Source organism: Streptomyces sp. NPDC048337, from assembly GCF_043201175.1.
Classification (GTDB): Bacteria; Actinomycetota; Actinomycetes; order Streptomycetales; family Streptomycetaceae; genus Streptomyces.
The window spans coordinates 263,917-289,531 of the sequence record NZ_JBICYR010000006.1 but is presented as its reverse complement, the minus strand read 5'-3'; the positions used below and the strand labels follow the sequence as shown (position 1 = coordinate 289,531).

At 72.6% G+C, this 25,615-nt stretch carries 23 protein-coding genes and 1 riboswitch; of the genes, 10 read left to right on the top strand and 13 right to left on the bottom strand.

What is annotated here, in order from left to right; translation table 11 throughout:
- Nucleotides 1–9: 9 nt before the first annotated feature.
- Genes ACGFYU_RS13270 through ACGFYU_RS13250 form a run of 5 tightly spaced genes read right to left on the bottom strand, consistent with a single transcriptional unit; the run spans nt 10 to nt 6,235 of the window.
- On the bottom strand, nt 10–1,596 hold the full coding sequence (locus tag ACGFYU_RS13270; RefSeq protein ID WP_393827386.1) for a serine/threonine-protein kinase: 1,587 nt from the start codon (nt 1,594–1,596) through the stop codon (nt 10–12).
- Entirely contained in the window at nt 1,593–3,146 is a 1,554-nt protein-coding gene (locus tag ACGFYU_RS13265) for a protein kinase (RefSeq protein WP_393827385.1), read from the bottom strand. Before ACGFYU_RS13265 ends, ACGFYU_RS13270 begins: the two co-directional genes overlap by 4 nt.
- 55 nt (nt 3,147–3,201) lie before the next feature.
- Complete coding sequence (locus ACGFYU_RS13260; RefSeq protein WP_393827384.1) at nt 3,202–5,100, bottom strand: serine/threonine-protein kinase; 1,899 nt, start codon at nt 5,098–5,100, stop codon at nt 3,202–3,204.
- A 60-nt stretch (nt 5,101–5,160) separates the two neighbouring features.
- Nucleotides 5,161–5,427, bottom strand: coding sequence for a DUF397 domain-containing protein (locus ACGFYU_RS13255; RefSeq protein WP_393827383.1), 267 nt, complete (start codon nt 5,425–5,427; stop codon nt 5,161–5,163).
- Nucleotides 5,387–6,235 (bottom strand): helix-turn-helix domain-containing protein, encoded by an 849-nt coding sequence (locus tag ACGFYU_RS13250; RefSeq protein WP_393827382.1) that lies wholly within the window; start codon nt 6,233–6,235, stop codon nt 5,387–5,389. Before ACGFYU_RS13250 ends, ACGFYU_RS13255 begins: the two co-directional genes overlap by 41 nt.
- A gap of 84 nt (nt 6,236–6,319) precedes the next feature.
- Between ACGFYU_RS13250 and ACGFYU_RS13245 the strand changes: the two genes are divergently transcribed.
- The 7 genes from ACGFYU_RS13245 to ACGFYU_RS13215 all read left to right on the top strand — a co-directional run bounded on the left by ACGFYU_RS13245 (nt 6,320) and on the right by ACGFYU_RS13215 (nt 14,271).
- On the top strand, nt 6,320–6,733 hold the full coding sequence (locus tag ACGFYU_RS13245) for an ATP-binding protein (RefSeq protein WP_393827381.1): 414 nt from the start codon (nt 6,320–6,322) through the stop codon (nt 6,731–6,733).
- 43 nt (nt 6,734–6,776) lie between these two features.
- Nucleotides 6,777–8,681, top strand: coding sequence for a protein kinase (locus tag ACGFYU_RS13240; RefSeq protein ID WP_393827380.1), 1,905 nt, complete (start codon nt 6,777–6,779; stop codon nt 8,679–8,681).
- Between the two features lie 451 nt (nt 8,682–9,132).
- A complete protein-coding gene (locus tag ACGFYU_RS13235) occupies nt 9,133–9,780 on the top strand; it encodes a class I SAM-dependent methyltransferase (RefSeq protein WP_393827379.1) in 648 nt (215 codons plus the stop codon).
- Between the two features lie 171 nt (nt 9,781–9,951).
- On the top strand, nt 9,952–10,896 hold the full coding sequence (locus ACGFYU_RS13230; protein WP_393827378.1) for an N-acetylmuramoyl-L-alanine amidase: 945 nt from the start codon (nt 9,952–9,954) through the stop codon (nt 10,894–10,896).
- Nucleotides 10,897–11,059: 163 nt separating this feature from the next.
- Nucleotides 11,060–11,878: a hypothetical protein gene (locus ACGFYU_RS13225; protein ID WP_393827377.1), complete on the top strand. Its 819-nt coding sequence runs from the start codon at nt 11,060–11,062 to the stop codon at nt 11,876–11,878.
- A 169-nt stretch (nt 11,879–12,047) separates the two neighbouring features.
- Nucleotides 12,048–13,058: an LLM class F420-dependent oxidoreductase gene (locus ACGFYU_RS13220; RefSeq protein ID WP_393827376.1), complete on the top strand. Its 1,011-nt coding sequence runs from the start codon at nt 12,048–12,050 to the stop codon at nt 13,056–13,058.
- A gap of 106 nt (nt 13,059–13,164) precedes the next feature.
- A complete protein-coding gene (locus ACGFYU_RS13215) occupies nt 13,165–14,271 on the top strand; it encodes a hypothetical protein (protein ID WP_393827375.1) in 1,107 nt (368 codons plus the stop codon).
- Between the two features lie 24 nt (nt 14,272–14,295).
- Here the strand turns inward: ACGFYU_RS13215 and ACGFYU_RS13210 are convergent, their stop codons facing one another.
- Nucleotides 14,296–14,700 (bottom strand): hypothetical protein, encoded by a 405-nt coding sequence (locus ACGFYU_RS13210; protein WP_393827374.1) that lies wholly within the window; start codon nt 14,698–14,700, stop codon nt 14,296–14,298.
- Nucleotides 14,701–14,948: 248 nt separating this feature from the next.
- Between ACGFYU_RS13210 and ACGFYU_RS13205 the strand changes: the two genes are divergently transcribed.
- A complete protein-coding gene (locus ACGFYU_RS13205) occupies nt 14,949–16,271 on the top strand; it encodes a DUF6923 family protein (protein WP_393827373.1) in 1,323 nt (440 codons plus the stop codon).
- A gap of 81 nt (nt 16,272–16,352) precedes the next feature.
- On the opposite strand, the gene ACGFYU_RS13200 is transcribed toward ACGFYU_RS13205, so the two are convergent.
- The 4 genes from ACGFYU_RS13200 to ACGFYU_RS13185 all read right to left on the bottom strand — a co-directional run bounded on the left by ACGFYU_RS13200 (nt 16,353) and on the right by ACGFYU_RS13185 (nt 20,544).
- Nucleotides 16,353–16,988, bottom strand: a complete 636-nt coding sequence (locus ACGFYU_RS13200; RefSeq protein WP_393827372.1) for a hypothetical protein — start codon at nt 16,986–16,988, stop codon at nt 16,353–16,355.
- 355 nt (nt 16,989–17,343) lie between these two features.
- Complete coding sequence (locus ACGFYU_RS13195) at nt 17,344–18,432, bottom strand: prenyltransferase (RefSeq protein WP_393827371.1); 1,089 nt, start codon at nt 18,430–18,432, stop codon at nt 17,344–17,346.
- Nucleotides 18,429–19,163: a class I SAM-dependent methyltransferase gene (locus tag ACGFYU_RS13190; RefSeq protein WP_393827370.1), complete on the bottom strand. Its 735-nt coding sequence runs from the start codon at nt 19,161–19,163 to the stop codon at nt 18,429–18,431. The genes ACGFYU_RS13195 and ACGFYU_RS13190 overlap by 4 nt, the downstream gene beginning before the upstream one ends.
- 67 nt (nt 19,164–19,230) lie before the next feature.
- A complete protein-coding gene (locus tag ACGFYU_RS13185; protein ID WP_393827369.1) occupies nt 19,231–20,544 on the bottom strand; it encodes a glycosyltransferase family 4 protein in 1,314 nt (437 codons plus the stop codon).
- A 217-nt stretch (nt 20,545–20,761) separates the two neighbouring features.
- Here ACGFYU_RS13185 and ACGFYU_RS13180 point away from each other — a divergent pair, with 217 nt between their 5' ends.
- Nucleotides 20,762–21,394, top strand: a complete 633-nt coding sequence (locus ACGFYU_RS13180) for a TetR family transcriptional regulator (RefSeq protein WP_393827368.1) — start codon at nt 20,762–20,764, stop codon at nt 21,392–21,394.
- A gap of 13 nt (nt 21,395–21,407) precedes the next feature.
- On the opposite strand, the gene ACGFYU_RS13175 is transcribed toward ACGFYU_RS13180, so the two are convergent.
- The 3 genes from ACGFYU_RS13175 to ACGFYU_RS13165 form a co-directional block, all read right to left on the bottom strand.
- The gene (locus ACGFYU_RS13175; RefSeq protein WP_393827367.1) at nt 21,408–22,253 is read right to left on the bottom strand and encodes a hypothetical protein; all 846 of its coding nucleotides are present in this window, start codon (nt 22,251–22,253) and stop codon (nt 21,408–21,410) included.
- A 140-nt stretch (nt 22,254–22,393) separates the two neighbouring features.
- Nucleotides 22,394–22,627, bottom strand: a complete 234-nt coding sequence (locus tag ACGFYU_RS13170; RefSeq protein WP_393827366.1) for a ferredoxin — start codon at nt 22,625–22,627, stop codon at nt 22,394–22,396.
- The gene (locus ACGFYU_RS13165; protein WP_393827365.1) at nt 22,627–24,090 is read right to left on the bottom strand and encodes an aldehyde dehydrogenase; all 1,464 of its coding nucleotides are present in this window, start codon (nt 24,088–24,090) and stop codon (nt 22,627–22,629) included. The genes ACGFYU_RS13170 and ACGFYU_RS13165 overlap by 1 nt, the downstream gene beginning before the upstream one ends.
- Before the next feature lie 184 nt (nt 24,091–24,274).
- Between ACGFYU_RS13165 and ACGFYU_RS13160 the strand changes: the two genes are divergently transcribed.
- On the top strand, nt 24,275–25,348 hold the full coding sequence (locus ACGFYU_RS13160; protein ID WP_393827364.1) for an MBL fold metallo-hydrolase: 1,074 nt from the start codon (nt 24,275–24,277) through the stop codon (nt 25,346–25,348).
- Between the two features lie 85 nt (nt 25,349–25,433).
- Nucleotides 25,434–25,545: riboswitch (cobalamin riboswitch) on the top strand.
- Nucleotides 25,546–25,615: the final 70 nt, after the last annotated feature.

Here is a 25,615-nt window from a genome sequence, read left to right as displayed (position 1 = left end):
CGCCCCCGCTCATACCGGCATGGCCGCCACCGCGGCGCGCGCGATGTCCTTGGCCTTCGACTCGCACCCGGCGGCCTCCGGATACTTCTGGTCGCCGAGGACCACCGACACCACCAGGTTGCCGTCCCGCACGTTGAGCGTGCAGGCGATCTCGTAGTAAGTGTCCGGGGCGCCCCAGTACGCGGCGTCACCCACTCCCAAACCCGTCTCGGACCTCCCCTCGCCGAAGTCCTTTCGCGCCCGCTCCGTCCCGTTGCCCTTCCTCGGATCGCTGCGCTGCAGCTCCCACGTGACGATCGCGTCCGGCCGTGACGGATGGACGACCTTGCCGTCCGCCGCTTCCCACGACGCCCCGTACCACTCGCAGCTCGTCTTCGCGCTGTCGGTCCGCTGGTCGTAGCCGTCCCTGTCCTTCCTCCGCTCCGGCAGCGGCAGCTTCCCCGCCGCCTCCGCACAGATCGGCATCGCCGCGTACTTGTCGGCGGGTCCGGCGGCCGACTGCTCACCACCGTCCCGCCACCAGGCGTACGCCCCACCGCCGATGGCAGCCGTGGCGAGCACCCCGCCCGCCACCCAGGCGGCGGTCCGCCGGCCCGGACGCCCGCGCGGCGCGGCCGCGTCCAGCCGGGTGACCACGGCGGTCGGCGGGGCCACGGGCGCCGGTGCGCGGAGAGGGTGCACGACGGTGCGTTCCGGATCGCCGAGCAGCCGGGCGATCTCCGCCTGCCGCGCCGTGACCATGCGGTGCACGGCGGGCGGCCACGGCCGGTCCGCCGTGCCCACCGGGCCGATGGCGCCGAGCACTTGCGCCGGGGTCGGCCGGGCCGCCGGGTCCTTGGCCAGGCACCACTCGACGATGCCGCGCAGCCCCGGCGGGAGGGCGCCCAGCTCCGGGGCGGCGTGGACGAGGTTGTAGAGGGTCAGCAGCGTGGAGGGTGCCGCGAAGGGGCTGCTGCCCGTGGCGGCCATGGCCAGGACCGAGCCGAGCGAGAACACGTCGCTCGCCGGGGTCAGTTCCTTCCCCTCGGCCTGCTCGGGCGACATGTAGGCGGGCGAGCCGACCACCAGTCCGCTCTGCGTCAGTTCGGCGGCGTCGGCCCCGCCCTCCGCGATCCGCGCGATACCGAAGTCGATGACCCGTACGCCGTCCGCGGCGAGCAGTACGTTGTCGGGCTTCAGGTCGCGGTGCACGAGCCCCGCCCGGTGGATCTCGACCAGCGCGGACGCCAGGCCCGCCGCGAGGCGCCGTACGGTCTCCTCGGGCAGGGCGCCGGCGCCCTCCACGGCGGCGCCGAGCGAGGGCCCGGCCACGTACACCGAGGCGAGCCACGGCGTCGGCGCGTCCGGGTCGGCTGCCATCACGGCCGCCGTGTAGGCGCCGGACACCTTCTGCGAGGCGGCGACCTCGCGCCGGAACCGGGCCCGGAACCCGTCGTCGGCGGCGAGCCGGTCGTGCACCTGCTTGACGGCGGCGAGCCGCCCGTCCGGCGCGGCGCCCAGCAGGACGCGGCCCATGCCGCCCCGGCCGAGCTCGGCGAGGAGGCGGTACGGTCCGAGGGCGGCCGGATCGGACTCCCTGAGCTGCCTCAGCGTCATCGCTTGGCCACCACCGTCATCCCGGACCGGGCGAGGTCCTTCGCGACGGACTCGCACTGCCCCGGGGGATGGGCCTTGCCCTGCACGGAGACGAAGATGTCCAGATTGACGTCCCGTACGTACAGCACGCAGTTGCTGTCACTCGCCTTGCGCGGCGGCTTCCAGAAGGCCTCCTCCGCGAACCCGATGGCGGGATCCCGCTTGGTGAGTCCGCGGATCCACAGGCCCTCGTGGCGGCTCTTCGCGCGCTCGGCCCCGGTCTTGCCGCCCGGCTGGGCCAGGTAGAGGTCCCAGCCCAGGTAGATCTCGTCGCCGGACCGGCTGTTCCACACGCAGAAGTTCACCGAGTCCGCCTCCCAGTCACGCGTCCCCTCGGAGCGGCCGTTCCCCCGGGGCGGGTCGAATGCGGGCGGCACCGTCACCTTGCCGACGATCTCCTCGCAGGTCGCCGGCACCTTCCCCGTGTACTTGTCCTGTACCTGCGCCAGCGGCACGCCGCCCGGCAACGGGACGTCCTCGGGCACGACCAGGAAGTAGACCTCCTGGACCAGCGGTCGCCCGACCGTCAGCAGGCCGCCCACCAGCGCGGCCACGAGGGCCACCCCCACCAGCGACCGGACCTTCCAACTCCGCCGCCGCCGGGGTGCCTTGGAGGGCGGTACGGGCATCTCCGACAACGCGGCGATCTCGGCCCGCTGCCCGGCGATCAGCCCGTTCACCGCGTCCGGCCAGGGCCGCGCCGAGGGCTCCACCCGGCCGACCAGGGCCGGCAGCTCCTGCGGGGACGGCCGCGCGGCCGGGTCCTTGGCCAGGCAGCGCGCGACGACCTCGCGCAGCCCCGCCGGAACGGCACCCAGGTCGGGCTCCGCGTTCACGACCTCGTGGAGCAGGCGCGGCACGGAGGGCGCCGAGAAGGGAGCCTGCCCCGTACAGGCCATGACCAGCGTGGCCCCGAGGGCGAACACGTCACTCGCCGGGGTCAGTTCACGCCCCAGGATCTGCTCGGGCGACATGAACGCGGGCGACCCGATCAGCGCGCCGGTGTGCGTGATGCGGGTCTGTTCCCCGACGGCGCGCACGATGCCGAAGTCGATGACCCGTACGCCGTCCTCGGCGAGCAGCACGTTGGACGGCTTGAGGTCGCGGTGGATCAGCCCGGCCCGGTGCACGTCGACCAGTGCCTGCGCCAGCCCGGCCGCGAGCAGCCGCACGGCGGGCTCGGGCAGCGGCCCGCCCGCGTCCAGGGCCTCGCCGAGCGAGGGCCCCGGCACGAACTGCGAGGCCAGCCAGGGGGTCGGCGCGTCCGGATCGGCGTCCATCACGGCCGCCGTATAGGCCCCGGACACCCGGCGCGAGGCGTCCACCTCCCGCCGGAACCGCGCCCGGAACCCGTCGTCCTCGGCCAGCTCGGCGTGCACCTGCTTGACCGCGACCAGCCGCCCGTCGGGCGCCGCCCCGAGCAACACCCGTCCCATACCGCCCTGTCCGAGCACGGCGAGGACCCGGAACGGCCCCACGTGCGTCGGACCGAGCAGGCCCATGTCCTGCATTCCGCCCCGTCCCTCCCCCGGTACGGGGAGGGATCTTACCGAGCGGGCCGGAGGGTCAGGACCGTTCGTAGTAGTACCCGTCGCCGTGCGACGGCCCCACGTTGTGCTGGAGCCCCTTCGGCTCGCTCTTGGTGAAGAACGACGGGTCGAGCGTCCCGCAGAACTGGCCGGTGGACACGCTCTTGTCCTCCGTCCCCGCACTGACGTTGATCTTGGTACCGCCGATCACCGACACCACCTTGGCCATCCACTCACAGTGGCCCATCTGGTCGGAGACCAGGCGGACGGCCCCGCTGCGGGTGACGGTCACCGTGTCCGGCTGGCCGAGGTTGAACGACCCCTTGTAGGCCCAGGTACCGACGAAGTACGCCGGGACCGCGTCGCCGCCGGACGAGCCGCCACCGCTGGGCGAGCCGCCACCGCTCGGCGAGCCCCCGCCGCTCGGCGAGCCGCCGCCTCCAGGGGTGGGCCCGGTGCCGGTGCCGGTGCCGGCGCCGTTGCCTCCGGCGGCGGGGCCCGCGCCGCTGCCCGTGGTGGCGCTGCTGCCGGTGCCGGTGTTGCCGCCGGGGGAACCGGAGCCGCCGCCGGGCGTTCCCGCGCCTGCCGCGGCGCCCTGCGCGGCGCCGCCGACCTGTCCGCCGTCCGGCGCGCCGCCGGGACTCTGCGGGCTCTGCGCGCCCGCGCTCGGAGAACCGCTCGCCGCGGAGGGGGCGCCGCCCGCGCCCGGCGTCACGGGCGCACTGCTCGCCGGGGGCGACGCCTGCGGCGGCGTCGTGCCACCGCCGAACGGCTGGATCAGGGCCACCGTGCCGCCGCCGATGCCGAGCACGAAGACGACCGGGACCGCGACGGTCCACGGCCGCTTGCGGCGCCGCCGCTCGCTCTCGGAGGTGTCGGCCCCGGCCACCGGCCCCGCCACCGCGGCGACCACCGGCTCTGCGGAGCCCTCCTTCGGCCGCAGCCCGAGCGTCGCCCGGTCTGTGACCTCCAGGACGGCCTCCTCCCGCTCCGGCGGCGCCGCCTCCGCGTCGAGCAGCCGCGCCGCCTGCTGGGCGAGGCGCGCCACCACCCCGGGCGGCAGCCACGCCCCGCCGAGCGCCGCCGGACGGACCCGATCCGGGTCCTCCAGCAGCTCCTCCACGCCAGGCCGTTCGTCGGCGTCCTTGACCAGGCAGCGGCGGATGAACGCCCGCAGGCCCTCGTCCCGCACCCGCTCCAGCTCCGGCTCGGCCTCCACGATCTGGAACATCACCGCGTGCTGGTTGCTGGCCCCGGCCCCGAAGGGCAGCCGGCCGGTGGCCGCGTACGTCAGGACACAGCCGAGCGTGAACACATCGCTCTTCACCCCCGCGCGCTGCCCTCGGACCTGCTCGGGCGACATGAACCCGGGCGAACCGACGACCATGCCGGTGCTGGTCAGCAGCGACTCGACGGAGGTCTCCAGGGCGCGCGAGATGCCGAAGTCGATCACGCGGATGCCCTCGACCGTCAGCATCACGTTCGACGGCTTGAGGTCGCGGTGCACGATCCCGGCCTCGTGGATGTCCTTCAGCGCCCGCAACAGCCCCTCGGCGAGGGCGTGTACGGAGTCGGCGGGCAGCGGGCCGTGCCGGCGCACGATCTGCTCCAGCGAGAGCCCGGGCACGTACCCCGTCGCCACCCAGGGCCGCTCGGCGTCGGGGTCCGCGTCGATGACGGGCGCGGTGTACCGCTCGCCGACGCGCCGGGCCGCGTCGATCTCGCGGCGGAACCGGGCCCGGAACTGCGCGTTCGAGACGTGCTCCTCGTGCACCACCTTCACGGCGACGGTACGCCCGCCCTCGGACCGGGCCAGGAACACCCGCCCCATACCGCCGGCACCGAGCCGCCCGAGCAGCAGGTACGGCCCGATCCGGCTCGGATCCGTCGCGGCGAGCGGTTTTATGCCGCCGTCGACGTTGTCGTCCTCATCCATGCGTCCCGTTCCCCCGTAGATCCCCTGTGGTCGGCCGAACTCGCCTCAGGGTAAGGGGGATTACGCGGAGAGGGCCCTCACGAAGGCGGTGAAGGCGATGGGGCTCACGGTGAAGGCGGGGCCGCCGGGGTTCTTGGAGTCACGGACGGCGATCTGGGCGGGCTGGGTCGCAACTTCGACGCAGTCGCCGCCAGTGGTCCCGCTATACGTGGACTTACGCCAGGCGACGGCCCCAAGCGGGGCGCACTCGACGCAATCACCGCCGGTGTCACCGCTGTACGAAGACTTACGCCACAGCGCGCCCGTCAGGTTCTGGATGGTGTCCATAGCGTTCCTCCATTACACGGGCGATCCGTGCCGCCGATTCCTCCACGGAGAGGGCGGCGGCTCGCAGGTGATCGTAACGGAACGAACCCTCCCTGAGAGCCTGTGGATTGGCCGTCATATGCCCTTGGATGAAGTCCTCGGTATAGAGGATGTCCGGGTCGTCGTCGAACCGCAGGAGATTAAACGAGCCCATCAATCCGGCATGTGCGCCAACCTCGAAGGGCAGGATCTGCACCTTCACCCACTCCCGCTCCTGCAGAGCCAACAAATGGGCGAGTTGGCTCCGCATGACCTCCCGACCGCCGATCTCCTGAGAGAGCGCGGCCTCACTCATCACCACCCACATCAGCGGTGGGTTCTCGCGGTCGAGGATGCGCTGGCGCTCCATCCGGGCAGCCACCTTCGCATCGAGGTCCCCCTCGGTTCGTACGCCCAGCACGGCCCGCGCGTACTCTTTCGTCTGCAGCAGCCCATAGATCAACTGCGGCTGGAACGTGGAGATGTACGCGGCCTTCGCCTCCATCTCCGCGTACGGCTGGAACCAACTCGGCAGCTGGCTGCGCAGCACCAACCCCACCAGCCGGGAGAAGACACCGCCCGTCCCCAGCGCGGCGTCGAGCCGTTCCGAGAACTCCCGGGTCGGCACTTTCCTGGCCGTCTCGATCTGACCGATCAGGGAGGCCGCGCAGAAGATGATGCCGCCCAGAGCCCCCTGCTTCAGGTTCGCCTCCTCTCTCAGGCGGCGCAGCTCCGCACCGTAGTAGTCCAGCGGCGATGCGCTGGGATCGAGCTCGCGGATGTTGACCATGAGGAGGTCACCCCCAAGTTCACGCCGTGCGGCGTTCGTTTCGGTCTGTAGCCGAGCGTAACCACGCCGCTCCACGCTGGTGACATGAATCACGCAACTGACCGCTCTCCGGCGGAAATTGGCGCCAGCTACCGCATGGGCTTCACCGTCGGTGAGCACTCGGCCCGGCACATGCGGCGCATCCTGCGGATGTTCCTCGACCGCTGGGGCCTGCCCGCGCTGGCCGACGGCGCCGAGCTGGCGCTGACCGAGCTGGTCGCCAACGTCGTACGGCACGTGCCCGGGCGGCAGTGCACCGTACTCATCCTGCGGCGGCCGGAAGGGCTGCGGGTCGAGGTGGCCGACCGGTGCCCGCGGCCGCCCCGCGTCGCCCGGGGAGGCGACGTACGCGCGGAGGGCGGCCGGGGGCTGCTCCTGGTCGAGGCGGTCACCGACCGCTGGGGCACGGAGCCGAGCCCCACCGGCAAGACGGTGTGGTTCGAATGCGACGACGCGTAACACGCTGAGCCACGGCTCCCCGCACTCGGCGATAATGCTCTGCGTGGGGGAACTGGAACTGATCGAAGGCCGTTACTCGCTGCAGGAGTTGCTCGGGCAGGGCGGCTTCGGCGAGGTGTGGCGGGCCGAGGACAGCCGGGTGGGCCGCCAGGTCGCCGTCAAGATCGGGTATCCACAGACACCCGAGGAGACTCGCCGGTTCGAACGGGAGGCCAGCCTCGCCGGGAACCTCGCGCATCCCAACATCGCCACCATCCACGACTTCGGCCGTACCGAACGGGCCGGGCGCAGTGCGGTCTTCCTCGTCATGGAGCTGCTCCAGGGCCGGAGCCTGGCCGAGCTCCTGGAGGACGGGGTGCCGCCGCTCGCGGACGCCCTGGGCTGGGCGGCGCGGATCGCGGACGCGCTCGGGGCCGCCCACGAGGCCGGGATCGTCCACCGGGACATCAAGCCGGCCAATGTGATGGTGACCGGGAGCGGGGTGACGAAGGTGCTCGACTTCGGCATCGCCAAGGCCCATGGCGGACCCGGTACGGAGCTGACGGCGACCGGCATGATCATCGGCTCGTTCCCGTACATGGCGCCCGAGCGGTGGACGGGCGGCGCGAACGGCGTGCCGGTCGACGGCCGGGCCGACCTGTACGCCCTGGGCTGCGTACTCATGGAGCTGCTGACCGGTAGCCGGCCCTTCGCCGCCCGGGAGATGCACGAGCTGCTCGCCCAGCACCTCACCACGCAGCCGCCCGCGCCCAGCGGTCTGCGAGCGGATCTGCCGGCCGCGCTCGATTCCCTCGTACTCGACCTGCTCGCCAAGGACCCGCGCGAGCGGCCCGCGAGCGCGGCCGAGGTGTCCCGTCGGCTGGCGGAGATCGCCGGGGGCGGGGCTGTGGACTCCGGCGGCCCCCGGCCGGAGGCCGCACCGGTGACGGCGCCGCTGACCGTGCCGTCGACCCCCTACCCGCCCCCGCCGTCCTACTCCCCCACCGTGCACGCCGGGGCCGGCGACCCGGTCCGCACCATGCTGGGGCGCAGGCTGGCGCAGTTGCTGGAGGCGGGCCCGGCCGACGTCGAGGACCGGCTCGGGATGCTGGCGGCCGACCTGGCGGAGGAGCTCGGCGCGCACGACCCGCTCACGGTGCGCGCCGCGTACCACCGCGCGATGCGGGTGCGGGGGCGGTCCGTGACGGAGCTGGAGCGGATCCTGCCCAGGATGGTGCGCGTCCTGGGGCTGGAACACCCGGACACCATCACCGCGCGGGCCGCGTACGTGGGCGAGGCCGCGGCCTTCGGTCCGGGTGACGGCCGCCGGTACGAGGAGGAGCTGAGCGAGGTCATCGAGCAGGCGGCGCGGGCGTTCGGCACGCACGCCATCGTCACGCTGACGGCCCGCTACCACCTGGCGTCCGCCATGCACCGGGGTGCCGGTGTCCGCGACGGGCAGTGGGACGCGCGCACCGCTGAGCGCGCGGAGAGCGAGCGGGCCTGGCTGGGGCCGCTGCTGCCCGACCTGGAATGGGCGCTGAGTGCCGACAGTCCGGTGCTGCTGGACGTACGGAGGCGGCTGGCGCACGATGCCTGGCTGCTCGGTGACTTCGCGGGGGCCGCACCGCTGTACTGGCGGCTCTTCCCGGACCTCGCGGAGCTGGCGGAGCACGGCGATCCAGAGGTGGCGTACCGGGTGCTGCGCAGCATTGGGGAGGCGGGGGATCCCGCGAGCGCTCTGGCGCACATGAACCTGCTGCTGCACCGGCTGCCGTTCCTGGCGGGCACGCGGTGGCTGGCCCAGGAGGTCTCCGACATCCGGTCGGACTTCCGCCGCGCGCTGCGCGACCAGCGGCGGGCCGACGGCACCGGCGGCCTGTCCCACCGCTTCGGCCTCGGCCGGGCGGGGCGCGATGAGCAACGGGGCGACGGGAGCGGCGGCCTGTCCGGCCGCTTCGGCCTCTGAGCGGGCCCGCCGGGGCTTTCGCACGGGACCCACCCGGCCCCCGGGTGGGCCCCGCTGGGCGGGGCGGTCCCTTCCCCGGTTCCCCGGGCTCCGCCCGGACCCGGTCCTCAAACGCCGGGCAGGCTGAAATTGCCCACTGGGCGGCACATGCGAGCGCTGCTCAGCCAAAATCCAGCCCCTCCGGCGCTTGAGGAGCGGGGCACGGGGCAGAGCCCCGCTCTCTGAGCCGCACCTGGGCACTCAGGCGGGCCAATTCCAGCCCCTCCGGCGTTTGAGGAGCGGGGCACGGGGGCGGAGCCCCCGCAACGGCGCCGCACCGGAAACCGAACCGCCGAGCACCCCGCAGGGGCCCGGCAGGGGCCCGGCCCCCGAAAACCCGAACCCGCCCTGGCCTGCTACTCGGCGGTAAGGCAGCATGGGCGGCCGACCACCCGCAGCTCAGGAGGAACCCATGGCCGCCACCCCCAAGCCGGAGACCCTCGCCGCCTTCGAGGCCGCCAAGGGGTTCATGCCCGTACGGGAAGGGCTCGCGCTCTACGAGGCGGCCGCGCAGGCCGCCGCGCTCGGGCTCCCGCTCCTCGAAGTCGGCACGTACTGCGGGCGCTCCACCATCCTGCTCGCCGACGCCGCCCGCGAGGCCGGGGTGCCGGCCATCACCGTCGACCACCACCGGGGCAGCGAGGAGCAGCAGCCGGGGTGGGAGTACCACGACCCGACGGTCGTGGACCCGGAGATCGGCCTGATGGACACGCTGCCCACCTTCCGCCGGACCCTCCACCGGGCCGGCCTGGAGGACCACGTGATCGCGATCGTCGGCCGCTCCCCGCAGGTCGCCGCCGCCTGGGGCGGCCCGCTCGGGTTCGTCTTCATCGACGGCGGCCACACCGACGAGCACGCCACCGCCGACTACGAGGGCTGGGCCCCACACCTCGCCCCCGGCGGGACGCTCGTCATCCACGACGTGTTCCCGGACCCGGCCGACGGCGGCCAGGCCCCGTACCGCGTCTACCTCCGCGCCCTCGCCTCCGGCGCCTTCGAGGAGGTCTCGGTCACCGACTCCCTCCGCGTCCTGCGCCGCACGAGCTCGGGTCGCCCGTAGGGCCCAGCCCCGATCCCGGGTCCCCCCGACGGAGTCTGGGGGAGGGTCCGGGGCGGAGCCCCGGCAGTGGCGCTCGGCCAGGACCCTCCGCATACATCCGATAAGCACACCACGCCCCCGGATGGCCCACGATCCGTACCCTCCGAGCCCCGCCGACATAGGCTCGGCCGCGTGCGCAACGACGACAGCCCCCCACGCCCCGAAGCCGCCGCGTCGGCCGGGCCGGACCACCGGCCCTGGTTCACGCGCCGCTCCACCCTCGTCATCGCGGTCGCCGCGCTGGCGCCCACCGCCCTGGCCGGCTGGGTCCTGACCCAGGTGCTGACCGGGGCCGGGCCGGACGCCCGAGACGCCAAGCCGGCGGCCGCGTCGAACGCCGCCCCGGCCACATCCGCCGCGTCCCCGGCGTCCCCGGCGGCCCCGGCCGCCCCCGCCAAGGGCCCCCTCACCGGCCGTACCGTCGTCATCGACCCCGGCCACAACACGGGCAACTTCGACCACACCGACGAGATCGAGCGCCAGGTCGACATCGGCACGAACCTCAAGGAGTGCGACACCACCGGCACCACCACCAACTCCGGCTACATGGAGGCGGAGTTCACGATGGACGTGTCGGTCCGCGCCCGCGCCCTCCTGGAGGCCAAGGGCCTGAAGGTGGTCCTCACCCACGAGGCCGCCGACCGCGCCTGGGGCCCCTGCATCGACGAGCGGGCCCGTATCGGCAACGAGGCCAAGGCCGACGCCGTCGTCTCCGTCCACGCCGACGGCGTCTCCGCCGGCAACCGCGGCTTCCACATCATCCTCCCCGCCGAGGTCAAGGGCGGCGCCGCCGACACCGCGCCCATCGTCGGGCCGTCCCGGCGGCTCGGCGAGCGGATCGCCTCGAACTTCGCCCGGACCACCGGTTCCTCCCCCGCCAACTACCTCGGAAGCGGCACCGGTTTGGTCATCCGGGACGATCTCGGAGGACTGAACCTGTCAACCCAGCCCAAGGTGTTCATCGAATGCGGCAACATGCGTGACGCCAAGGACGCGGCGCAGCTGACGAGTCCGGAGTGGCGGCAGAAGGCGGCCCAGGGCATCGCGGACGGCATCGTCGGCTTCCTCGGCGGGTAGTCCAAGCGGGAGTCCCTCCGGGGCTCCCGGTGGGACCACCCGACGCCCCGATCCTCTCGGCCGCCGGAGAGATCCGTACCATGGTGCCGCCCGCCCCGCTGCAGGCACGCTGCGACCGCGGCAGCACCACGAGACGACCGAGACCGAGAAGGACACCTAAGACGTGAACATCCGCTCCCTCACTCGAGGCGACGGCGTGGTGATCGGAGCAGCGGCGCTGCTGTTCATCGCCTCGTTCCTCGATTTCTACTCCACCACCGGTGGCGACCTGCCGAGCGCGTGGGACACCGACGCCTACCGCCTGGTGCTCCCCAGCGTCTTCCTGCTCGGCTTCATCGCCGCCGGTCTGCTCATCGCGGGCCGCTTCCAGCCGGAGACCCGCAAGGTGCTCGGCCTGCCCCTGGCGGCGTGGGGCACCGTGCTCGCCGTGTCGGCCGCGTGGTCGGCGCTGTGGTCGCTGATCACCTGCCCGAGCACGATCGACATCGGCGCGGGCGCCATCCTCGCCTTCCTCGCCACGCTGGCCCTGGCCGGTGTGGCCGTCGCCGGCGCGAAGATCCCGGCGCTGGCCGGCCAGCTGGTCCCGGAGCCGCGGCCCGCCGCCGTCCCGCCGTACGGGGGCCAGCCCCAGCCGGGCGCCGGGTACGGGTACCCGGGCGGGCAGCAGCCGCAGCCCTACGGCAACACCCCGCAGCCGGCCCCGCCGTACGGCGGTACGCCCAACCCGGCCCCGGGTCCGCAGGACGCGGCCCAGCCGACCCCGGCGCCCGCCCCGGCGGCGGACTTCGCCCCGTTCTGGTTCGCGGTCCCGGTGGCCCGCCCCCTCTTCGCCGAGGACGGCTCCCCGACCCAGATCGCCGAACTCGCCCCGGGCACCTGGTACCTGGCCGTCGAGCAGCGCGGCCCGTCCGCCCTGGTCGCCCAGACCCAGGACGGCCGCCGCGGCGTCCTGAACGACACCTCGGGCATCCAGCGCGGCTAGGTTTCAGCCTCGCCGGCGTTTGAGGCGCGGGGGCTCGGGGGCGGAGCCCCCGCAGCGGCGCCGCACCCACAGACCCCACAGCAACGGCCCCTCGCCCTTCCGGGCGGGGGGCCGTTGCCCTACAGTCACCTGACGCACCGTCAGAAACGGCATCGCGGAGGGGACCGGCATGCGCCTCGGACTCGCACTCGGCTACTGGGGCCGCGGCCCCAACCCGGACCACCTCGACCTCGCCACCGAGGCCGAGAACCTCGGCTACGACTCGGTGTGGACCGCCGAGGCCTGGGGCTCGGACGCCTTCACCCCGCTGACCTGGATCGCCGCGCACACCTCGCGGATCCGCCTCGGCACCGCCATCGCGCAGATGGCCGCCCGCACCCCCACCGCGACCGCCATGCACGCGCTCACCCTGGACCACCTCTCCGGCGGTCGGATGATGCTGGGCCTGGGCCTGTCCGGGCCGCAGGTCGTGGAGGGCTGGTACGGGCGCCCGTTCCCCGCGAGCCCGCTCACCGCGACCCGCGAGTACGTCGACGTCATCCGCCAGGTGCTGCGCCGGGAGGGCCCGGTCACACTGGAGGGCCGCTTCCACCACCACCCGTACCGCGGGGACGACGGCACCGGCATCGGCAAACCGCTGAGGCCCATCACCCACCCGCTCCGCGCCGACCTGCCGCTCCTGCTCGGCGCGGAGGGCCCGAAGAACATCGCCCAGACCACCCGGATCGCGGACGGCTGGCTCCCCCTCTACTGGTCGCCGACCCGCACGGACGTCTACCAGGCCTCCCTCGCGGACCTCCCCGAGGGATTCATGATCGCCCCGATGGCCCGCGCCAAGGTCTGCGACGACGTCACGGAAGGCCTCCTCCCCGTCAAGGCGATGCTCGGCTTCTACATCGGCGGCATGGGGCACGCGGCCCGCAACTTCCACGCCGACCTGATGGCCCGCATGGGCTACGAGGAGGAGGCCCGCCGCATCCAGGAGCTGTTCCTCGCCGGGCGCAAGGAGGAGGCGGTCCTGGCCGTCCCGGACGCGTTCGCCGACGAGATCTCGCTGATCGGGCCGCGGGAGCGGATCGCGGAGCGCCTGGAACTGTGGCGCAAGGGCCCGGTCACCGACCTCCTCGTCACGGCCCCGGACCCGCACACCCTGCGCGTCCTCGCGGAGCTCAATCATTGAGGGCCGGTCCGACTGGCGGGCCGCGCGTGCTCCCCGCGGGGGACCACGCGGCGCGCCCCGCCCCGACCCGTCGATCCGCTCATCGCATTTACGTACCTTTGCCGCCATGTCCAAATCCAAGCTCGCAGTCCTCACTGCCACGGCGGCGGCCCTCGCCTCGGTCTCCTTGCCGACCACCGAGGCCCACGCCCTGCAGTTCGTCCCGTGCAGCGCGACTGCCCTCAGGAACGCCATCACCCTGGCGAACAACGTCCCCGGCCCCGAAGTCCTCGTCCTCAGCTTCGGCTGTACGTACACGCTGACGGCCGCCGACAACCCCGGCAACGGCCTGCCGCAGGTCACGAGCCAGATCAACATCACCGGCAACGGGGCCACCATCCGGCGCCAGCAGACACCCCCGGCCCCGTCCTTCCCCATTCCGGTGACAGACTTCCGCATCTTCCAGGTTTCAGGCCCGAACGGGCGGCTCACCCTGAACAACCTGACGGTCCGCGACGGCCGGTCGACGAGCAGCGGCGACGGGGGCGGCGGCATTTTCGTCGGCGCAGGAAGCGCACTCACCCTCAACTCCGTCGAGGTGACGAGGAACGCCGCGGGGGTCACCGGGCCGGGCGGCGGCATCCAGAACTACGGCACGCTCACCCTCAACAACAGCACCGTGAGCTACAACTTCGCCCAGGACGAAGGGGGCGGTATCGGCTCGGAAGGCACCGCAACGATCTCGAACAGCACCATCACCGGCAACACGTCGCGAAACGGCGGCGGCGGGATGGCCGCCACCGGCAGCCTGACCTTCACGAACAGCCGCCTGACCGACAATGCGACCCATGACTGGGGAGGTGGCCTCGTCGCGCGGAACCTCACCGGAACGCTCACGGACGCTCTGGTCCGCGGGAACAGCGCGATCCAAACCGGCGGCTCTCCAGACGGCGGCGGCATCAGAACCTCGGGCGTCACCACTCTGACCCTCGAACGGACCACCGTCTTCGCCAACCGCTCCCTGGGCCAGGGAGGGGGCGGCGGCATCGCCAACGGACCCGGCGACACCGTCAACCTGCGGAACAGCTCGGTGACGCACAACTATGCCCAGGTCGGGACCGCAGGCGGCATCTCCAACGATGCCGCCGGCACCGTCACGCTGACCGCGACACCTGTGGTGGAGAACTTCCCGTCCAACTGCGCCCCGACCGTGGTCCCTGGCTGCGCGTTCTGACGGCGGCGAGCCGAATCCTGCCGATCAGACCGCCGGACCGGCCTCCGGCAGGGCGGCCAGCAGCTCCCTCAGGTCCAGCGGCATGACGGCGATCTCGATGCTCCCGCCGCCTTCGTACGCGCAGGTCACGATCCGCGACCCGGGGTTGATGGCCATCCCCTCCCGCACGGAGGGGGCCCGCACGTCGGTGGACCGGCCGCCGGGCAGCGGCAGGGGCTCACCCCGCGCCGGAACCCAGCGGGCCGCGCCCTCGCCCTGGCCCGCGTACAGCCGGCCCGCCCGCCAGCGCCCCTCACCGGCGGGCCGGCGGGCCATGCCGGGGATCCCGGCCACCGGCCCGGCGGCCACCCGCGCGAGGTGCTTGCGCCGCAGGAACCACCCGGCTCCCGCGGCGCCGAGGACGACCACCACGATCTCGATCACGTTCACCGGACCCATTCAAACAGGTCGCGAAGGCTCCGATGATCCGAAAAGCACCCCGCCATTTCCCTGGTTCATTGGAGCGAACTCCCTTCCCAAAGCCCGAGCCGCGATATTCGACCCGGCATTCCCTGTGCTGATCCTTGTCCGTCACATCCACCTTGAGCAGGGACAGGTGCATGTTCGTGATTCGTCGAGGAACCAACGGGTCGAACCACGGAAAGCGGCGGCTGCGCGCGCTTTCCGCACTGAGTGCGGTGGGAATCGTCGCAGGACTCGCCGCCAGCCTGCCGGCGTCACCGGCCGGGGCCGCCCCGGCCCGCGCGGCGGCCGTCGCACAGAAGCCACACAAGGAGAAGGGCGTTGAGTGCGACGGGAAGGTCTACGCCTCGTTCGGTGACGTTGACGACCAGCTCAACACCGCCGACAGAGGCCCCGGAACGTACCAGTTCACGCCGCTGGGCAACCCGACGAAGTTCCTCTACAACGCCATCGGCGTGAACCCGCGCGACCGCTTCCTCTACGGGACCACGTTCGTCACCTCGAGCAACGAAAACAACCTGGTCCGCTTCGACCGCAATGGGAACTTCGAGGACCTCGGTCCCATTACCGGCGGTCTGCAGGAGGCCCTCTACATCTCGGGAACGTTCGACGACAAGGGCAACTACTACATCCTGGCGGACGATACGGAGACGATCTACATCGTCGACGTCAAGTCCAAGTCGGTCAAGGGTTCCTTCGAAGTCCCTGGCCTGGCCAACACGGAACTCAACATCTTCGACATCGCGTTCCGTGACGGATTCCTGTGGGGCGCGACCCGCGACGGCGCCATCGCGCGCATCGACATCGCCAATCCGACCCTGGACCTCTTCCCCGGTGTCCTTCCGAGTGATTCGGACTTCGGCGGCGCCTTCGTATACGGCAACGGCGATCTCGGGTTCTTCCGCAACGTCAACGGAGAGCTCTTCCGGGTGCACGTGAAGAACGCGACCTCCGCCGACCCCGAGTTCACCATCCTGTCGACGCAGGAGCAGGTCCCTGAGCAAACGCTGGTGAACCTCGACGCCACCTCCTGCTTCCTCGACTCCAAGGCCGACCTCTCGGTGCACAAGCGGGCCCCCAGGGAAGTCACGGCGGGCAGCGAGCTCACGTACCGCATCACGGTGAAGAACGTGAGCAAGAAGGAGAAGGAGAAGGAGAAGGAGAAGGACAAGGGCAAGGGCCACGGGAAGGGCCACGGGAAGAAGGACAAGGACAAGGGGAAGGACAAGGGGAAGGGCACCGGTGACTCCTCCGGCTGGTCCCTGACCGACTACCTCCCCGCCGAGCTCCTGTCGCCCACCACGCCCACCGACGGGTGCGAGATCAACTACGGCCTCCTCTCCTGCACGGGCGGTCCGCTGGAGAAGGGCGACAAGGTCGAGATCGAAGTGACCGGCACCGCGGCCTACGTCTCGGAGCCCACCACCGTGGAGAACACCGCCACGGTGTACGGCGACGACAAGGACCCGAACAAGAACAACGACAAGTCCACCGCGTCCACCCTCATCACCCCGGGGGACGACGGCGGCGGCCGGTAGTGCTGTGACCTGCGGCTCGCCACGCCGCCGGGGCCCCTTCGGGTGGGGCCCCGGCGGCGTGGGCGTGCGTGCCTGTCGGCGCTATCCGCCGAGCTGCGACACGCTCGGGACCTTGTCCGTCACCTCGGCGCCCGCGCTCTTGCCGGCGGTCTTGACGCCGTCGATGACGTTCTGGAAGGAGCTGATGTCGGCGTCACCCGCCTCGCCCTTGCGGAGCTTGCTGCCGAGCCCCTTGAGGGACTCGATGCCCGCCGTCAGCGGGCCCATCGCCTTCGACAGGAGCGGGTCGCCCTTGGCGTTGTCGGCGGCCGCCTTCAGCCGGTTGTAGGCGAAGGCACCGGCGAGACCGGCCTTGATGAGCGCGAACGTACGGCCCTTCGCGCCCTTCTTGAACGTACCGGCGCGGTACGGCTTGATGATCCACTGGTACGTGGCCCCGGCCGCGAGCCCGGCGTTGGCGACGAAGCGCGTCTTGGCGAACTTCTGCCGCTCGGCGGAGGTGCTGGGCGACGGCTCGGCGGCGGCCAGCTCATCGGCCTCGTCGGCGGCCGGCTCGGCGGCCGCGAGGGCCGCCAGATCCGCGACGGCGGCCGACGACACCTCTTCCTGCCGCCCCGCGCTGTTACTCCCGCACGCGGTGGCACCGGCGACCAGCGCGGTGGACAGGACCAGCGCCGTGAGGGCGCGACGGATTCGGACGGTGGGGGATACGGCCACGATTGCCTCCGGGGACTGAGGTGTCCCCCGCAGCCTCACCCCGGCCGCCGGGCTCCACCACTCGGGGCGGCCCGTTCGGGTTTGCGGCGCGCCCGGGCGGTAAGACGCGCCGTATGCGCACGCACACCCGCGTACACGCCCGGCCGGGCGGTCTGGCGGGCCGGCTCGTCGCCCTCGTGGCGGACGTGTTCGCCCTCGTGATCGCCCTGTGGATCGTGCGGTCTGCCGGACGCCAACCGGCGGGGACATCTCCAGCCCCGCCGGCGTTTGAGGCGCGGGGTCCGGGGCGGAGCCCCGATCTCGTGCCCGCACCCGCCCATTCAGGCGGCGCCAAATCCAGCCCCGCGCCGCACGGCTAGGGGCAGCAGTCCGGCTCCAGGCCGGCCGGCAGCGAGCCCCCGCCGAACACGGCCGCGGTCGCCTCGTCCCCGCCGAGCACGGCGACGGCGAGCAGCAGCGACCCCGCCGTCCACGTCGTCTGCTCCACGGGCCACACCGCCTCGTCCTGGAACACGTACCCCGTCCAGTACATGCCGTTCTCGGCCCGCAGATGCGTGATCGACCGCAGGATCTCCAGCGCCCGGTCCGACTCCCCCATCGCCCACAGCGCGAGCGCCAGCTCGCAGGACTCCCCGCCCGTCACCCACGGGTTCGGCAGCACGCACCGCACCCCCAGGTCCGGGACCACGAACTCGTCCCACCGCTCCTCGATGCGCGCCTTCGCCTCGGCCCCGGCCAGCGCCCCGCCCAGGACCGGGTAGTACCAGTCCATCGAGTACCGGGACTTGTCCAGGAACCGCTCCGGGTGCCGCCGTATCGCGTGCCGCAGCGCCCCGGCCGCCAGCTCCCAGTCCGGCTGCGGCTCCTCCCGGTGCTCGGCGATGGCCAGCGCGCACCGCAGCGCCTGGTGGATCGAGGAGGAGCCGGTCAGCAGCGCGTCGGTGACGGCCGAGCCGTCGGCCTCCCGCTTCCAGCCGATCTCCCCGCCCGGCTGCTGCAGCCCGAGCACGAACTCGATCGCCGAGTACACCACCGGCCACATGCGGTCCAGGAAGGTGTCGTCGCCGGTCGCCAGGTAGTGGTGCCAGACCCCGACCGCGACGTACGCGACGAAGTTGGACTCCCGCCCCGCGTCCTGCGGTTCGGTGGTGTCCACCCCGTCGGCCCGGTCGGCGTAGGCCGCGTACCAGGAGCCGTCCTGGTTCTGGTGGGCCGCGAGCCACTCGTAGGCCTTCTCGGCGGCCGCGTGCTCCCCGGCCGCGTCCAGCGCCATCGCGGCCTCGGTGTGGTCCCACGGATCCAGGTGGTGGCCGCGGAACCACGGTATGGCCCCGTCGGCCCGCTGCGCGGCCAGGATCCCGGCGACCGTCTCGGCGGCCTGCTCGGCGGTCAGCACCCCGTTCAGGACGAGGTGTTCGGGTGCGGTGCGCCCCGGCGAGCTCACTGCGCGGCGTCCACGGGAAGGTGGGGCTTGGTCGCGTACGCCACGAAGCTCTTGCCGATGACCGGGTTGAGGGCCTGCTCGGCGAGCCGCGTGACCAGCGGCTTCTTCATGATGTCCCAGACCAGGAGCTTGTGGTACGCCTTCACGGGCAGCGCCTTGTCGTTGTCGACGCCGAAGGCGCACTTGAGCCACCAGTACGGGGAGTGCAGTCCGTGCGCGTGGTGCGTCCCGTACGGCTTGAGGCCGGCGGCCTCCATCTTGCCGAGCAGCTCGTCCGCCTTGTAGATGCGGATGTGGCCTCCCTCGACCTCGTGGTAGGCGTCGGAGAGCGCCCAGCAGATCTTCTCGGGGCCGTAGCGCGGGACGGTGATGGCGATGCGCCCGCCGGGCTTGAGCACGCGCACCATCTCGGCGAGGACGCCCTTGTCGTCGGGGATGTGCTCCATCACCTCGGAGATGATGACGACGTCGAAGGAGTCGTCGGGGAAGGGCAGGGCCAGCGCGTCGCCCTCCATGGCGGTGGCGGTGGCGCCGGCCGGGGCCTCACCGGCCTCCTTCATGGCGGCGAACCACTTGGCGACCTCGCGGATCTCCTCGCCGTTGCGGTCGAGGGCGACCACCTGGGCGCCCCGCCGGTAGCACTCGAAGGCGTGCCGGCCTGCGCCGCAGCCCAGATCGAGCACGCGGTCGCCTGCGGCGAGCGGGAACCGGGAGAAATCGACGGTCAGCACGGGGTCCTGCCTTCGCGGTCGCGGGGGTGTTCGGGGTTGCACATGAGCTGGCGTTGGTAAGGGGAGGTCACCGCGCGCGGCGGGCGGCGGCGGCCTGCGCGATGGCGGCGCGGTAGTGCGCGGCGGTGGCCTCGGCGGCCTTGGCCCAGGTGAAGCGGGCCAGGACCCGTTCGCGGCCCGCGGCGCCGAGGCGGGCCCGCAGCTCCGGGTCGCCCAGCATCCGGCCCAGGGCCGCGGCCAGTGCGCCCGCGTCGCCCGGGGGCACCGCGAGGCAGGTCTCGCCGTCGGGTCCGGAGACCTCGGGGATCGCTCCGCCGGTGGTGGCGACGAGCGGGGTGGCGGTGGCCATGGCCTCGGCGGCGGGCAGCGAGAAGCCTTCGTAGAGGGAGGGGACGCAGGCGACCTGCGCGCTGCGCACGAGGTCGACGAGTTCGGCGTCGGTGATGCCCTTGACGAAGCGGACCGCGTCCTGGAGCCCGTACGAGGCGATGGCGCGGGCGACCGGCCCCTCCTCGGCGCGCTTGCCGACGACGACGAGGTGGGCGTCCGGCTGTTCGGTGCGCAGCTTGGCGAGGGCCTCGACGAGGTGCACGAGCCCCTTGAGCGGGACGTCGGCGCTGGAGGTGGTGACGATGCGGCCCGGGACCTCGGCGACGGAGGCGTCGGGCGACCACAGGTCGGTGTCGGCGCCGATGTGGACGACGTGGATGCGGCCGGGCTGGACGCCCAGGTGCTCGGCGATCTCCTGCTTGGAGGAGCCGGAGACGGTGAGGACGGAGGGCAGCCGGCGGGCGACCCGGCCCTGCATGCGCGTGAAGCCGTACCAGCGCCGCACGGAGGCCCGCTTCTTGCGGTCCTTCGCGGCGTCGAGGTCGAGTTGGCGGTCGACGGTGATGGGGTGGTGGATGGTGGTCACCAGCGGCGCGCCGAGGTCGGCGAGGAGCCCGTACCCGAGGGTCTGGTTGTCGTGGATGACGTCGAACTCACCGGCGCGGGCGGCGAGATGCCGGCGGGCGCGGAGCGAGAAGGTCAGCGGCTCGGGGAATCCGCCGGTCCACATGGTGGCGACCTCGAGGGCGTCGATCCAGTCCCGGTACTCGTCGCGCTTGGGCGTACGGAAGGGGTCGGGGCTGCGGTACAGGTCCAGGCTCGGCAGTTCGGTGAGCGTGGCGCCGGTGTCGAGGACCGGGTAGGGCTGTGCGCCGATGACCTCGACGGAGTGCCCGAGGCGTACGAGCTCGCGCGAGAGGTGGCGGACGTAGACGCCCTGACCGCCGCAGAACGGGTTCCCCTTATAGGTGAGGAGTGCGATACGCAGCGGGCGGTCGCCGTCGGTGGCGGAACCCGCGAAAGGGCTCTTCACCATGGCCTCAGCGGTCACTCTCGGCCCCCATCTCCCTGCACTTTCGCCGGAGCGTAACCGCTCGGATAATGTAGAACAAGTTTCAGACTTGATCCGTCGAAGACCATTGAATCTACCGGCCGGAAACCACACCGTAAGAGGCGGAGCAGGTGATTCGCGCCACGGCTGCGGCGCCTGCGATGCTGAGCCCCGGACCAGCCCGGAACAGCTCGCGCAACGACACGGAACGGGACACATGACAGCGGAAGCGAAAGCCGTCAGCACGGTCACCACACCGGCGTCCCCTCCCCTGACGGAACGCCAGGAGGCCCGGCGCCGCCGGATCCTGCACGCCAGCGCCCAGCTGGCCAGCCGGGGCGGCTTCGACGCGGTCCAGATGCGGGAGGTCGCGGAGTCCTCCAGCGTGGCCCTCGGCACCCTCTACCGGTACTTCCCGTCCAAGGTGCACCTGCTGGTGGCGACCATGCAGGACCAGCTCCAGCACATGCACACCACGCTCCGCAAACGCCCTCCGGCCGGCGACGACCCGGCGGCGCGGGTCGCGGAGACCCTGATGCGGGCCTTCCGCGCCCTCCAGCGCGAACCGCACCTGGCGGACGCGATGGTCCGCGCCCTGACGTTCGCGGACCGCAGCGTGAGCCCGGAGGTGGACACGGTCTCCCGCCTGACGACGGCGATCATCCTGGACGCCATGGGCCTGGAGTCCCCGCCGACGGCGGAACAGCTGTCAGCAGTCCGGGTCATCGAACACACCTGGCACTCGGCCCTGATCACCTGGCTCTCGGGCCGCGCCTCGATCGCCCAGGTCAAGATCGACATCGAGACGGTCTGCCGCCTGATCACCCTGACCTCCCCGGAAAAGTCCTGAACCGGCCGGTGGGTCAGGGGTACCCGGCTTCCTGCATGCAGACGGAGATGATCCGCTGCCGCTCCTCCGGCGTCGCCGTCCCGGGAACCCTGGCGGAGCACTGGGCCTCGACCTCGGCGCGCCTGCCTTCGTTCGGGTCGACCTGAGGGTTCGGCTGGGCCGGCGGCTGGACTCCCGGGGGCTGGTCGACCGGCGGGTTCGGCTCGACCGGCTGGGGCTGCTCGGTCGGACTCGGGACTACCTGGGGAGGGGTCCAGGGGTACCCGTACTCCTGCATGCAGGCGGCCATGAACCGCTGCCGGTCCTCCGGCGTCGACGCCCCGGGAGCCCTGGCGGAACAGTTGGCCTCGGCCTCGCCACGCCTGCCTTCATTCGGGTCGACCTGAGGAGTCTGCGGGACCTGCGGGACCTGCGGCGGCTGCTCGACCTGGGGAGGGGTCCAGGGGTAGCCGTACTCCTGCATGCAGGCGGCCATGAACCGCTGCCGGTCCTCCGCCGCCGTCCCGGGAGCCCTGGCGGAGCAGTTGGCCTCGGCCTCGGCACGCCCTTCATCCGGCTCGACCTGAGGGGTCTGCGGGACCTGCGGGACCTGCGGGACCTGCGGCGGGACTTGCGGGGGCTGGTCGGCCGGCGGGGGCTGGTCGGCCGGCGGCGGCTGCTCGGCCGGCGGCGGTGTCGGCGGGGGTGGAGGTGGAGGTGGCTGGCGTGTGGCGCCCAGCGCCCAGCCCTCGCCGGCTGCGCTCGGAGCGGCCGCCGCCGCGGGCTGGGCGACCAGTCCGCCGACCGCGAGGACTTGCGAAAGGGCGAATGCCGCGAGGAGCGGCCGGGCAACCAGCTTCGGACGGCGGCAGCAGTGCATGGCCGCGACCCTTCTGTGCCTTCTGCGCAATTGCCTTCGTATCGCTCTTTTCAGTCAACGGCCGCCCACAGGGAATGTCAATCGGGGCCCGAACGGGCCCCGGTCCGGCCCCGGAGCGCGAGCCCCGGGGCCGCCACCGCCTACTCCTCCGGCGGGAAGACCGGTTCGCCCGTTGCCGCCAGGGTGATCATGATGGCTTCGACCGGGCAGCCCTCCGCCGCCGTCAGGACCGGCTCGTTCGCGTCCGTTTCCGGGGTGCGCGGGTGGGACTGGCGCGCCGAGTCGAGGGTGAAGCCGTCCGGGGCGTGGTTCACGCACATGCCCGAGCCGATGCAGACGCCCCGGTCCACCTCGACCTGCCAGCGGTCTCCCATCAGGCACCCGCCTCGTAGCCGGCCGGCAGGTGGATCATCTTGTGCTCCAGGTACTCGGACAGGCCCTCGGGGCCGAACTCCCGTCCCACGCCGCTGTTCTTGTAGCCGCCGAACGGGCCCAGCATGTCCAGGCTGAAGGTGTTCACATTGAAGGTGCCCGTCCGGATCCGGCGGGCGAAGTCGATGCCGTGGTCCACGTCGCCGGTCCAGACGCTGCCGCTCAGGCCGAAGTCGGAGTCGTTCGCGATCCTGGCCGCCTCCTCCTCGTCCCCGTACGGGATCAGGCAGACGACCGGGCCGAAGATCTCCTCGCGCGCAATCCGCATGGAGTTGTGCACGTCGCCGAAGAGGGTGGGCTCCACGTACCAGCCCCGGTCCAGGCCCGCCGGGCGGCCGCCGCCCGCCAGCACCTTCGCGCCCTCCTCCTGGCCGATGCGGATGTAGTCGAGGGAGCGCCGCTGCTGGCGCCGGGCCACGAGCGGGCCGAGCTGGGTCGCCGGGTCGAGGGGGTCGCCGACGACGAGGGAGCCGGCCGCCGCCGCGAGGGCGTCGGCGATCTCGTCGTAGCGGCCGCGCGGGGCGAGGACGCGGGTCTGGGCCACGCACGCCTGGCCGTTGTTCATCCAGGCGGCCGGGACGATCCCGGCGATCGTGGTCTCCAGGTCGGCGTCCGGGAGGATCACGGCGGCGGACTTGCCGCCGAGTTCGAGGGTGACCCGGGTGAGGTTGCGGGCGGCGACCTCCATCACGCGCTTGCCGGCCGCCACCGAGCCGGTGAAGGCGACCTTGTCGACGCCCGGGTGGCCGACGAGGTACTCGCTGACCTCGCGGTCGGCGGGCAGGATCGACAGCACGCCCTCCGGCACCCCGGCCTCGCGCGCGATGTCGGCGAGGATGAAGGAGTCCAGCGGGGACTCGGGGGACGGCTTGAGGATGACCGCGGAGCCGCTGAGCAGCGCCGGGGCCAGCTTGGCCGCCGCCACGAACTGCGGGACGTTCCACGGGATGACGGCCGCGACGACGCCCACCGGCTCGCGGCGCACCAGGATCGGGCCGAGCACGCCCTGACGGTACTCCTCGTAGGGGTAGGCGCGGGCGACGGTGATCGCGGCGTCGTAGACCATCATCGGGCCGAGCGCCTGGGCGAGGACGCTCCAGGAGTACGGGGATCCGTTCTGGGAGCTGATCGAGCGGGCGATCTCCTCGTGCCGGACGGCTATGGCGTCCTTGATGCGGGTGACGACGGCGATCCGCTCGTCGAGGGACATCCGGGGCCAGGGGCCCTCGTCGAAGGCCTTGCGCGCGGCCTCGACTGCCCGGTCGACGTCCGCCTTGGAGGCGTGCGGGACGGAGCCGATGACCTGCTCGGTGTGGGGGGAGACGACCTGGATCGTGTCGGTGCCCTGCGGATCCGCCCATTCCCCGCCGATGAACAGTTGTCCGTGTTCCACGAGCTCGGTCATGGCTGATGCCTCCTGCGGCTTGGCGTTGCAGAACTGATACCAGTTCTAGTTGGAGGAGTCCACGGCCAGGACGGAACAGCCCGGAAGATCCAACGACTAGTCAGGAGCCGCTGAAGATGGTCGACTTGGGCTACCAGTTCAAGTGAAACAAGTTCTCGTTCCGAGAGTGAGACAGGGGGACCTCATGCCAGAGGACACGCCACAGGAGACCTCACCGGACACCTCACACGTGACCGACCACGGCGGCGGGGTGTGGGCGATCAAGGTCCCCATCCCCGACAACCCGCTCGGGCACACGCTCGTCCACGTCCTCGACACCGACCGGGGCCCCGTCCTCGTCGACACCGGCTGGGACGACCCCGCCTCGTGGGACACCCTCGTCGCCGGCCTCGCCGCGCTCGGCATCGCCGTCGCCGACGTCCACGGCGTCGTCATCACCCACCACCACCCCGACCACCACGGCCTGTCCGGCCAGGTCCGCGAGGCGTCCGGCGCGTGGATCGCCATGCACGCCGCCGACACCGAGGTCGTCGTACGGACCCGCACCTCCGAGCCCGGCCGCTGGTTCGACTACATGAGCGAGAAGCTCGCCGCCGCCGGAGCCCCCGATGAGCACATCGCCCCGCTGCGCGCCGCCCGCGCGAGCGGACGCATGCGGACCCTGCCCGGGCTGCGGGCCGCCCTTCCCGACCGGGAGATCGTCCCCGCCGAGCTGCTGCCCCTCGCCGGGCGCCGGCTGCGCGCGATCTGGACCCCCGGGCACACCCCCGGCCACGTCTGCCTGCACCTGGAGGAGGAGCACCCGGCGCACCTCCCCGGCAACGGCCGCCTCTTCTCCGGCGACCACCTGCTCCCCGGGATCTCCCCCCACATCGGCCTCTACGAGGATCCGGAGGACACCCGCGTCACCGACCCCCTGGGCGACTACCTCGACTCCCTCGAACGCATCGGCCGCCTGCGGCCCGCCGAGGTGCTCCCCGCCCACCAGCACGCCTTCACCGACGCGCCCGCCCGCGTACGGGAGCTCCTGCACCACCACGAGGAGCGGCTGACCGGACTGTGGGCCCTGCTGGCCGAGCCGCTCACCCCGTGGGGGCTGGCGGAGCGGATGGAATGGAACCGGCCCTGGGGGCAGATCCCGTACGGCTCCCGCAACATCGCCGTCTCGGAGGCCGAGGCCCACCTGCGGCGGCTGGTGAAGCAGGGCCGCGCGGAGGCCGTCCCGGGCAGCGACCCGGTGGCGTACCGGGCGCTGTGAGGCCCGCCACCCGGCCCCGCCGGTAAGGGGCGCTCCGGCCCGGCGCCCCCGGCCGCGCGGGCTACGGGCCGGTAGAGTGAGCGCGTCGTCCACACTTACGTACGGGGGGAAGCCGGTGCGATTCCGGCGCTGACCCGCAACCGTGACCCACCCCCGGCGCCACCCCGGCGCCGCGCGGGCGGGGAGCCGGAATGCCCCGTACCGTCAGTGCGCGGCTCGCGCCGTCGGGGCCCCCGGCGGCCGGCACCGTCGAGGTAAACGGAGCCG

Bases quoted from the DNA above. Each gene is read 5' to 3' on its own strand.
- ACGFYU_RS13175 (WP_393827367.1), bottom strand. From the start codon at position 22,253: ATGCACTGCTGCCGCCGTCCGAAGCTGGTTGCCCGGCCGCTCCTCGCG.
- ACGFYU_RS13260 (WP_393827384.1), bottom strand. From the start codon at position 5,100: ATGGATGAGGACGACAACGTCGACGGCGGCATAAAACCGCTCGCCGCG.
- ACGFYU_RS13215 (WP_393827375.1), top strand. From the start codon at position 13,165: ATGTCCAAATCCAAGCTCGCAGTCCTCACTGCCACGGCGGCGGCCCTC.
- ACGFYU_RS13220 (WP_393827376.1), top strand. From the start codon at position 12,048: ATGCGCCTCGGACTCGCACTCGGCTACTGGGGCCGCGGCCCCAACCCG.
- ACGFYU_RS13265 (WP_393827385.1), bottom strand. From the start codon at position 3,146: ATGCAGGACATGGGCCTGCTCGGTCCGACGCACGTGGGGCCGTTCCGG.
- ACGFYU_RS13250 (WP_393827382.1), bottom strand. From the start codon at position 6,235: ATGGTCAACATCCGCGAGCTCGATCCCAGCGCATCGCCGCTGGACTAC.
- ACGFYU_RS13170 (WP_393827366.1), bottom strand. From the start codon at position 22,627: ATGGGAGACCGCTGGCAGGTCGAGGTGGACCGGGGCGTCTGCATCGGC.
- ACGFYU_RS13270 (WP_393827386.1), bottom strand. From the start codon at position 1,596: ATGACGCTGAGGCAGCTCAGGGAGTCCGATCCGGCCGCCCTCGGACCG.
- ACGFYU_RS13160 (WP_393827364.1), top strand. From the start codon at position 24,275: ATGCCAGAGGACACGCCACAGGAGACCTCACCGGACACCTCACACGTG.
- ACGFYU_RS13245 (WP_393827381.1), top strand. From the start codon at position 6,320: ATGAATCACGCAACTGACCGCTCTCCGGCGGAAATTGGCGCCAGCTAC.
- ACGFYU_RS13255 (WP_393827383.1), bottom strand. From the start codon at position 5,427: ATGGACACCATCCAGAACCTGACGGGCGCGCTGTGGCGTAAGTCTTCG.
- ACGFYU_RS13180 (WP_393827368.1), top strand. From the start codon at position 20,762: ATGACAGCGGAAGCGAAAGCCGTCAGCACGGTCACCACACCGGCGTCC.
- ACGFYU_RS13235 (WP_393827379.1), top strand. From the start codon at position 9,133: ATGGCCGCCACCCCCAAGCCGGAGACCCTCGCCGCCTTCGAGGCCGCC.
- ACGFYU_RS13165 (WP_393827365.1), bottom strand. From the start codon at position 24,090: ATGACCGAGCTCGTGGAACACGGACAACTGTTCATCGGCGGGGAATGG.